Raw genomic sequence first — 7,048 nt, forward strand, 5'->3', positions numbered from 1 at the left:
ACCCAGCAACTGGAAAGCCACGAATTTATGAAATATCTTTGATTTCTTTTAAAATTTATGATTTAATGAAGTTTTCATAAAGTATTTCTATAAATTCCTTTAAATAATATTATTTAGAAATATAAAACTAGTGAATATTTTTAAACTTATTTTAAAGATAAAATAGTAAAGGAATTTTATATGAAGGCGAAATATAGAAAAATAGCTGTGGGAGGAACGTTCGATAAACTACATAAGGGACATGAAGCCCTACTAGATGCAGCTTTTACAATGGCAGATGAAGTTTTAATTGGTATAACTTCAGATGATTTTGCATCAATGAAAAATCACGTAATTGAACCATGTGAAGTCAGAATAACTAAATTAAAATCAATAATAAAACCATACAACAAAAAATATATAATTAAAAAAATCATGGATTCAAATGGAACTGCAGATACTGATAAAAATCTTGATGCAATAGTAGTAAGTAAGGAAACAGAAAAATCAGCCATTGAAATAAACAAGATACGATGTGAAAATGGTTTAAATCCATTGGATATTATAATAATTGAATGGATATTAGCTGATGATGGTGTTCCAATTTCTTCAACCCGTATAAGAAAAGGGGAAATAGATCAAAAAGGAACTTTATTATAACTTCTTTTTAGATATTAGATAGTATGGAATTTCTACTGGTGTTTAAGATTATCTGTGTGTGATTGTTTATTTCATTTAGATAATTAATTGTAAAATGGGCTGTTATTAAAACAATCATACTTATTGTAGCTAATATTAGTATTAATTCAGCACTTATCTGTCCTTTTTCATCTATCATTAATAGAACCTCATGTTTTATTTGTAAGATTGGCTCTAATTTGTTGAGCATCCTCTTTTGCACTGAATATATTTTCATTAGAAAAGTAACTAGAATATATTTGAAGGGCTATTAATGCTATAACTATTACTCCTCCAAATAATAATATATATTCAGCAGCACCTTGACCTTTCTCATCAACAATTAATTTAATAATAACACCTCCCAAAGTATTACTTATTGTATATATTGGTATTACACATATAAAAGTATTACTTTTTTTATAATATAGTAATACTTAAAATAGTATAAAATAAAACAACTAATATATAATATAAGTAAAAATGGGTGTTATAACATATGAAAATACTAATTACAACATGTGGGGTAGGTATTGGTCATTCATCAAGGGATGTTGCACTAGCAAAACTACTTGAGAAAAAAGGTCATAAAATCTACTTTGCAAGCTATGGGACAGGACTACATTACCTGCAAAAAAACAACTACAAACCATATAATCTACCACCCATGAACTTCCACCATGAAGATGGAGTACTTGATATAGAAAAATCAGTGAAAAAATCTAAAGATATACCATTTACCTTCATAAAAAGTATGTATAGAGAATCAAGAATAATAAAAAAAATAAAACCAGATTTAATAATAACTGATTCACTTTACTCTCCTCCAATAACAGCTAAATTTCTAAATGTTCCATGCTATATAATAACAAACGACCTAACATTTGGATTTTCACAAAATACAAATATGACTTCAATAAAATACTTTGAAAAAAGTATAAGAAAATTCATAATAGAAATATCCAAGTCAACAAATAAAATATTAATACCTGATATACCTGAATCCATAACAATACCCAAGGAACTTGAAGATAAAACAGAATTTATAGGACCTCTACTACATAAAAACCCACAGGAAATAGATACTAAGGAAAATCTAAGAAGAAAATATGGCCTAGATAATAATGAAAAAATTCTTCTAGTAACAATTGGTGGAAGTGATTTTGGAAAAGAATTAATAACAAACATATGTGCAGTATCTGAAGAAATAGAAGTAGATAAAATTTTCATATTCACAGGTCTTGAATTAAATCCAGATATCTTTAAATTACCATCTTCTAATAAAAAGGTAATAATAAAACAATTCACATACAATCTAATTGAATGGATGAAACTCTCAGATTTAACAATAACACTAGCAGGTCATACAACATCAATGGAATTAATATCAATAAAAAAACCAAACATAATGATACCAATAAAAAATCATATAGAACAAGAGAGAAACCTTAAGAAAATGAGACAATACAACATAACAAAAACAATAGAAACACAACAAAAACAACAATTACTAGAACTTATTAACAACACAATAAATAATCTAGATAAAATAGAAATAAATCCACAATTATATGATACATTTCTAAAATACAATGGAAGAGAAAATGCCCTGAAAGTAATAGAAAATCTAAATAATATTAAATAAACATATATAATATTAACATTACATGAGGATTGATAAAATGAAGATAGAATACTTTGGACATTCAGCATTTAAAATAGTATCAGAAGAAGGATTAATTATGCTAATAGACCCATTTATTAGTAATAATCCCTTATGTTCAACACCTGTAGAAACAATAGATGCAGATGTAATACTCATAACACATGGACATTCAGATCACTTTGGTGATGCACTTGAAATAGCAAACAACTCTGGAGCAACAATAATAGCCACAGCAGAAATAGCAAATTTTGTACAACGTCAAGGAATAAATGCAATAGCAATGAATATTGGAGGAACAGTATCAATTAACAATCTAGTAAATGTTACAATGACAGATGCAAGACATACCTCTTCAATAGATTTCACAGAAGAAGTAGAAGAAGGAGGATCAGCAACAGGTTTTGTAATAACACTAGAAAGTGGTAAAAAAATCTATCATGCAGGGGATACAGGACTCTTTGGTGACATGAAAACAGTAATTGGAGACATATATAAACCAGACATAGCTCTAATTCCAATAGGAGATAAATACACCATGGGAATAGAAGATGCAGCAATAGCAGCAAAATGGTTACAATCAAGAATAGTAATACCAATGCACTACAACACATTCCCGGGTATAGAACAAGATGTGGAATTGTTTGCAAAAAATGTGGAAGATGAAATTATAGGTACAATGACAGTTCCTCTAATGCCTGGAGAAGATTATAGAGAAGAATAAATAAAGTAAATTCAAATAATAAAAAAAGAAGTGTTTTATTTATAAATATTAATTTAAAAAAAATAAAACTTTATATATAAACATAGATATAATTTTAATTAGTAGGAAAGATTTAACATTTTATATCCTATATTTTTTTAATAAGAATGAAAAAACATTCTTATCTAATCTTTCCATACTTTTGATTATATTCACGAATATCTAATAAATCACATTTACCACTAGGTAAACTACGTACAATATCATCAATACTAAATACTTTTTCTGCATCAATTTTATGTAATATTTCCTTAGATATACGCTCTTTCTTTGTAAAACCTGGTTTTACAATAACGTATTTATCAGTCATTTCTTTTAGACATTCAACAGGTCCTGCCATAATTCTTTTATCATCATCATAATCAACAACACCAATAGCAATTAAAACTGGAACATTACGAATAAAATTCTTCTTACCTCTAATTACAAAAGCACCTTTTTTTAAGAATTCTCCACTCTGTGGTGTTTTAGATACTTGATCTAGAGTAACCCAATATGCATCATATGAACTAAATCCTTCAGTCCAAGCACTGCTAAAACTACTTGCAAAACAAGCAGCATCATACAATGTACTCTCTGGTATTTCATCTTCATTCTTGTTTTGAATTATAGTAGATGGTGCTCCATGAATATCACAGTGTAGATATATGTCGTTATTTTTAGAATATTTCTTTACTACCTGTTCATTACTATTAGCATCACGACCACCAATTACAAGATAACCATCTCTACTAATAAACCATCTGAGTTTTTCATACCATTTAAGTTCACGTTTTTCTCTTTTTTCCTGTTTCTGACGTAACAATTCAATAGCAACTTCTTTTTTATCTTCAAGCTTTTTAATTTCGGATTTAGTATTTTCTATAGCTTTGTTAACACCATCAATTTTACGTTTAGCTTTTTTACCCTTATTATAATACTTTTCAGTACTTTCAGGAATTCCAATATTACTATCTATTTGAACATGAGTATCATCAAGTTTTAAATTAATTACACCCATTTTGTCAATAGACTCAATCATTTCAAGTTCTGGAATTTTACCTTCTTTTTTGGATTTTTTTATAATTGAACCAATTTCTTTCCAAGAATAATTTTCACGTGCTTGATGTATTACATTGATTATCTGTTGAATTTCATTATAATGAGCATAAATAGTATCTCCTTTGTGTTGTGTATCTTCAATTGTTTTATAGAATCCTTCAAGAGTTTCTTCCTGCATTTTCAAACGTTTTTCAAACTTACCAATACGTTTTGCCCATAATTTTTCTTCCTTATTTTTAATATCACTAACAATCTTCTTACTATAAAATTCATCAGCAGCCATATTAAAGGTTTCAAATGATTTTGATTTAAATTGAGCATATTTATTCAATGTAATAGGTACTAGATCCTTATTTTTATCATTTTCATCAAGTATAATTTGTGGTTGTGGATTAGTTTCTATTTTATTAAATAATTCATTGATAGCATTATTTAGTTGTGTAATTTCATCATCAGTTAATTCCTTTGCAAGTTTTTCTTTGTTAATTGAGGTGTAGCTTATAACTTCCTCTGCATATAAACCACCAAGACCATTTGTTGCAAGTGTTCTTGTTATATCTCTATCAGATGTATTTATAACAGTTTTTAAATCTTCAAATCTACAGTTATTTATGTTAATTCCCTTTTCTGGAGGATACTTATATTCCTCATGTGCAGTGATTTTTCTATCATGCCATGTTTTATGTTTTAATGGTGAAATAATGTTATTATCCTTATCTAATAGTATGATATTTCCTTTACTAAATAATTCAACAAGTATTGTGTATTCTTCCTTTTTTTGCACCTTGATTTTAATGATTCTATCGAAGTTATGTTGTTCTATTGATGTGATACTTCCTCCACTTAAATGTTTTCTAAGTAACATTGGGAAATTTGGTGGTATTGTGGGGTTTGGTTGAGGGTAGTTTGTTAAATGAATTCGTACACCTGCTTGAATTACCAGGTCTTTACGTCCTTCTCCTGCTTTTCGTAGTTTTATTCTAATAGTATCAACATCAGGCTGGTATGCCTTGTCAATTCTAGTATTTATTAATTCTTTGTTTAATTCATTAACCATTCTATGAATGTCTACGTTTGACATTGATTTAATATTTACACCCTCTATGTTTCTTTAATTATTAATACATTATATTTATATATGGTATTTATAATGTAATTTTCCTAATTTATATGTAAAAAAAATAAGATTTATTTAGAGAATATTTATAACTTAAAAAGTAATAGTTACTTTATAAAAAAAAGAGTGATGTGTCTATTATAAAAAAAATAAGATAAGAAGAATATTTATTTCATTGCAAGTGCAATGTCTTCTGCTTTAACAGTTTTTCTACCTGCGTGTTTTGCAAGAAGTATTGCTTGTGATGCAATTTCTTCTCCAATAACTTCTAATTCTTCTGCTAATGCTACAACTGCATCATCACTTACACGTGCTGCTCCAGCATTTTTTATTATTCTTGAAATTGGTGCGTGTGGTAATTCACTCATGTTATTCATCTCCTTTAATTATTAATATGTATAATCATAGTATATATAGTTATTTACAATTAGTTTTACATTTCTTTTTTTAATTCAAATACTCTTCCCATAATGATAGGAATATTCTTGTCTATTTGGAATATTTTACATGAAATATCATATTCTCTTTTTGTATATTATTTATTATAAAATCATTCTTCTGTTCAATAAACATGAGGTGATTTTTGAAACAAAAATAGGAATAACAATATGTATTGTAGATTATTCTTTTTATTTAAATCATAATATACTTTAATTAAATATAGTATATTATATGACCTTTCATGCTTTGAAACATTAATTTAAAATAACTCTTTATAAGAATACATAATTATTTAGTTATACCTCATAATAAAATACTTTATTATTAATTAAATATAAATTTTATAATTAAATTGAGGTTAAATAATAGATGATTATATGTCTAATGAATATTATAGAAAAGTTAGAGAAGTTTTAGTACTTATATTAATAATTAACATAGCTATAGGTTTAGTTAAAATTATATATGGATATAAAGCAGGAGTTTTAAGTATTACAGCAGATGGTTATGATTCACTACTTGATGCTGTTTCAAACATCGTTGGAATAGTAATACTACTTGTTTCAGCAAAACCCTCAGATAAAGAACATAGGTATGGACACTATAAATTAGAAACTTTTGCATCAATATTAATATCATTTACATTGTTTATAGTGGCATATGAAATAATTTCATCTGCATTTGAACGTTTCTTTGCAACTACAACACCATCAATTTCCATAACAACATATCTTGTAATGATAATTACATTGATTATAACACTAATAGCTGCATATTATGAAAAAAGCATGGCTAAAAAATTACATAGCAACATACTTCTTTCAGATAGTGAACATATAAAAAGTGATGCTCTTGCAACATTTATCATAATAATAAGTCTTGTATTTGTTCAATTAGGTTATACTATACTTGATCCAATATTATCTATTGGAATTTCATTACTAATTATAAAAACTGGACTAACAATCCTATACTCCAATATCAACATATTACTTGATAAAAATATCTTATCTACCTATGAAATAGAAGATGTAGTAAAAGATATAAATGAAATAAAGGAGGTACATAATGTACGAACAAGAGGAACAGCTTCAACAATTTTTTTAGATATGCATCTAGTATTATCTAAGGATTTATCACTAGCTGATGCACATAGGTTATCACATATTTGTGAAGAAAAGATATGTGAGGAATATCCTGAAATTAAGGATGTATTAATTCATATTGAACCTGAAGAGGGTATGGATGATAAGATTGAATATGAATAATAATACATCCACCATTTTTTTTGAATCTATTTTTAATGATTTTTTTGAATTTAATAATATTTCTTTTAATATAATTTTTTAATAAATTATTTCATTTA

8 protein-coding genes are annotated in these 7,048 nt (G+C 26.7%); 4 read left to right on the forward strand and 4 right to left on the reverse strand.

All coding sequences use genetic code 11. The features are described from left to right. Window positions 1-180 precede the first annotated feature (180 nt). Window positions 181-639, forward strand: a complete 459-nt coding sequence (locus tag BZ132_RS02505; protein ID WP_011406113.1) for a phosphopantetheine adenylyltransferase — start codon at window positions 181-183, stop codon at window positions 637-639. Window positions 640-646: 7 nt separating this feature from the next. On the opposite strand, the gene BZ132_RS02510 is transcribed toward BZ132_RS02505, so the two are convergent. Together BZ132_RS02510 and BZ132_RS02515 are read right to left on the reverse strand one after the other, a co-directional pair. Beyond that, the gene (locus BZ132_RS02510) at window positions 647-817 is read right to left on the reverse strand and encodes a class III signal peptide-containing protein (protein ID WP_112149399.1); all 171 of its coding nucleotides are present in this window, start codon (window positions 815-817) and stop codon (window positions 647-649) included. 10 nt (window positions 818-827) lie between these two features. Continuing rightward, a complete protein-coding gene (locus tag BZ132_RS02515) occupies window positions 828-1,025 on the reverse strand; it encodes a class III signal peptide-containing protein (RefSeq protein ID WP_232048215.1) in 198 nt (65 codons plus the stop codon). 131 nt (window positions 1,026-1,156) lie between these two features. Here BZ132_RS02515 and BZ132_RS02520 point away from each other — a divergent pair, with 131 nt between their 5' ends. Together BZ132_RS02520 and BZ132_RS02525 are read left to right on the forward strand one after the other, a co-directional pair. After that, the gene (locus BZ132_RS02520) at window positions 1,157-2,302 is read left to right on the forward strand and encodes a UDP-N-acetylglucosamine--N-acetylmuramyl-(pentapeptide) pyrophosphoryl-undecaprenol N-acetylglucosamine transferase (RefSeq protein WP_112149400.1); all 1,146 of its coding nucleotides are present in this window, start codon (window positions 1,157-1,159) and stop codon (window positions 2,300-2,302) included. Window positions 2,303-2,339: 37 nt separating this feature from the next. Further along, a complete protein-coding gene (locus BZ132_RS02525) occupies window positions 2,340-3,044 on the forward strand; it encodes a metal-dependent hydrolase (RefSeq protein ID WP_011406115.1) in 705 nt (234 codons plus the stop codon). A 160-nt stretch (window positions 3,045-3,204) separates the two neighbouring features. Here the strand turns inward: BZ132_RS02525 and rqcH are convergent, their stop codons facing one another. Together rqcH and BZ132_RS02535 are read right to left on the reverse strand one after the other, a co-directional pair. Beyond that, window positions 3,205-5,205, reverse strand: coding sequence for a ribosome rescue protein RqcH (gene rqcH, locus BZ132_RS02530; protein WP_112149401.1), 2,001 nt, complete (start codon window positions 5,203-5,205; stop codon window positions 3,205-3,207). A 203-nt stretch (window positions 5,206-5,408) separates the two neighbouring features. Then, window positions 5,409-5,609, reverse strand: a complete 201-nt coding sequence (locus BZ132_RS02535; RefSeq protein WP_011406117.1) for a histone family protein — start codon at window positions 5,607-5,609, stop codon at window positions 5,409-5,411. A 450-nt stretch (window positions 5,610-6,059) separates the two neighbouring features. Here BZ132_RS02535 and BZ132_RS02540 point away from each other — a divergent pair, with 450 nt between their 5' ends. After that, on the forward strand, window positions 6,060-6,950 hold the full coding sequence (locus tag BZ132_RS02540; protein WP_286940392.1) for a cation diffusion facilitator family transporter: 891 nt from the start codon (window positions 6,060-6,062) through the stop codon (window positions 6,948-6,950). The last annotated feature ends 98 nt before the right edge of the window (window positions 6,951-7,048 follow it).

Source organism: Methanosphaera sp. DEW79 (genome assembly GCF_003266085.1).
In the GTDB taxonomy this organism is placed as follows: domain Archaea; phylum Methanobacteriota; class Methanobacteria; order Methanobacteriales; family Methanobacteriaceae; genus Methanosphaera; species Methanosphaera stadtmanae.

Excerpts from the sequence above, each read along its gene's own strand:
- BZ132_RS02505 (WP_011406113.1), top strand. The coding sequence starts at position 181 with ATGAAGGCGAAATATAGAAAAATAGCTGTGGGAGGAACGTTCGATAAA.
- BZ132_RS02510 (WP_112149399.1), bottom strand. The coding sequence starts at position 817 with ATGATAGATGAAAAAGGACAGATAAGTGCTGAATTAATACTAATATTA.
- BZ132_RS02520 (WP_112149400.1), top strand. The coding sequence starts at position 1,157 with ATGAAAATACTAATTACAACATGTGGGGTAGGTATTGGTCATTCATCA.
- BZ132_RS02525 (WP_011406115.1), top strand. The coding sequence starts at position 2,340 with ATGAAGATAGAATACTTTGGACATTCAGCATTTAAAATAGTATCAGAA.
- rqcH (WP_112149401.1), bottom strand. The coding sequence starts at position 5,205 with ATGTCAAACGTAGACATTCATAGAATGGTTAATGAATTAAACAAAGAA.
- BZ132_RS02535 (WP_011406117.1), bottom strand. The coding sequence starts at position 5,609 with ATGAGTGAATTACCACACGCACCAATTTCAAGAATAATAAAAAATGCT.
- BZ132_RS02540 (WP_286940392.1), top strand. The coding sequence starts at position 6,060 with ATGTCTAATGAATATTATAGAAAAGTTAGAGAAGTTTTAGTACTTATA.